This window comes from Vibrio sp. 03_296, from assembly GCF_002265885.1.
The window spans coordinates 1-1,947 of the sequence record NZ_NPKW01000952.1 but is presented as its reverse complement, the minus strand read 5'-3'; the positions used below and the strand labels follow the sequence as shown (position 1 = coordinate 1,947).

Annotated in this window: 5 tRNA genes and 1 pseudogene; all 6 read left to right on the top strand. The window is 44.0% G+C overall.

The features are described from left to right. Window positions 1–175 precede the first annotated feature (175 nt). Window positions 176–250 (top strand) — tRNA-Arg (locus CIK04_RS29085). A 37-nt stretch (window positions 251–287) separates the two neighbouring features. Continuing rightward, window positions 288–360 (top strand) — tRNA-His (locus CIK04_RS29080). Between the two features lie 29 nt (window positions 361–389). After that, a tRNA-Pro gene (locus CIK04_RS29075) sits at window positions 390–466 on the top strand. Between the two features lie 74 nt (window positions 467–540). Further along, window positions 541–616, top strand: a tRNA-His gene (locus tag CIK04_RS29070). Window positions 617–640: 24 nt separating this feature from the next. Beyond that, window positions 641–717: transfer RNA gene (locus tag CIK04_RS29065), tRNA-Pro, on the top strand. A gap of 964 nt (window positions 718–1,681) precedes the next feature. Continuing rightward, window positions 1,682–1,947, top strand: a pseudogene (locus CIK04_RS29060) (ATP-binding cassette domain-containing protein); the annotation flags it as partial.

Here is a 1,947-nt window from a genome sequence, read left to right as displayed (position 1 = left end):
CCGTTAACTTGTTGCAATAAACAACAAGTTATCAGCTACAGGGGCTGAATCACATCTGTTATTTACATTTGTAGCCAGATAACTGACGAAAAGAGACCAAACGGAAAAAAACTAAAAAAAACACATAGACGCCATAGTGTGAACTACGTATTATTCCACTCCGCCGATAGGGCATGCGCCCGTAGCTCGAGCTGATAGAGCGTTGGCCTCCGGAGCCAAGGTCGAAGGTCGAATCCTTTCGGGCGCGCCATTTGGATGCCTGGAGGATATATCGGTGAAAAACAATGGTGGCTATAGCTCAGTTGGTAGAGTCCCGGATTGTGATTCCGGTTGTCGCGGGTTCGAATCCCGTTAGCCACCMCATTCTTTTCTAAGAATGAAACATTTGTCGGTGAATAGCGCAGCTTGGTAGCGCATCTGGTTTGGGACCAGAGGGTCGGGGGTTCGAATCCCTCTTCACCGACCACTATTATTTGGGTTTTGCTTAAGGCGAGGCTCAGGTTTATGGCTTAAATAAGCGGTAAACATGACAATCTGATGGTGGCTATAGCTCAGTTGGTAGAGTCCCGGATTGTGATTCCGGTTGTCGCGGGTTCGAATCCCGTTAGCCACCCCATTCTTTCTTTAAAGAATAAAATTTCGGTGAATAGCGCAGCTTGGTAGCGCATCTGGTTTGGGACCAGAGGGTCGGGGGTTCGAATCCCTCTTCACCGACCACATTGAGAAAAAGGCTCTACAGCAATGTAGAGCCTTTTTCGTATCTGGTGATATTTGTTTGGGATCTGGGGCGGGAGCTGGAATCCCAGCCGTGTTGAATTCCTCTTCACCGCCCACTGTAGAAAGCCTGCTTTTTGTTGCAGGCTTTCGTTGTTTTGGCATCCTGGACTAAAACGTCTGTGCGATCTTCTTCTCTCTACTTTCTCTCTACTTTCTCTCTACCTTCTCTCTACCTTCTCTCTACCTTCTCTCTACCTTCTCTCTACCTTCTCTCTACGGTTCTCATTTTCTTGCCTCAACCCACGAGCCTTACTGAGTATGCCGATGCGCTGGCTTTTGTCTCTGATGAGAGACTTTTAAGGCTTTCTAAGCGGAGTTGCTGATGAACTCTCAATCTGAGAGGAAATCTCCTCTTTCTCATAACGTGTGTTTTTTTCTGTCTATATTTTTAGTTTCTTGGCATTTAACACTCTGATTTTCAAACACCAGTGAGTTCCTGGTGCTGTGGAGGAAAAACACAGCGGATATCCAATGTCTAGAATTCCATATTTAGCATTTTATGCTTAATGATTAGTTACACACTAAGCGTATTAACTGGTTTTATAATGGTAATAAAGTGTTGTTTGTATTTGTTAATATTCACATAGAAAATCTCACGGAAGATTGTGAGGAATAATTGGCCTTTTTTGGCGACACTTTCTAGCAAAAATGCCAACTGGCACACAAAAATGTTGTTCTGATTTTTGTTAAATATCTATTAACGAATATTTATTCGATATTTTGCCTTGAAATTAACCGATTGCTGGCCGTTAAACTTTAATTGTTGCTTTTTGTGTGTTTTTGCCAAATTGTGTTCGACCTGATTTTAGAGTAATATTCTGCAATCAGAAGGGATTCATTGGTTTGTTGAATGATGATCGTGTTTGATTATTCAGCACCACAGACAAGGCAGTAGAGGTCTGAAATGTCACTATTAGAAGTGAAAAATCTTCGTATCGAGTATCCGTCGCGGCATGGTGTTCATGCGGCGGTGAAATCGTTGTCGTTTAATATTGAACGAGGCGAAATTGTTGGCGTCGTCGGTGAGTCGGGTGCGGCAAGTCAACCGTAGGTAATCGCGGTGCATGCGATTGTTGAGCCCTCCTGGTCGTATTGCCAGCGGTGATGTGTTCCTTGATGGTGAAAAAATTTCAGGCCTTTCTCCAGAAGCAATGCGCAAAGTGCGTGGCT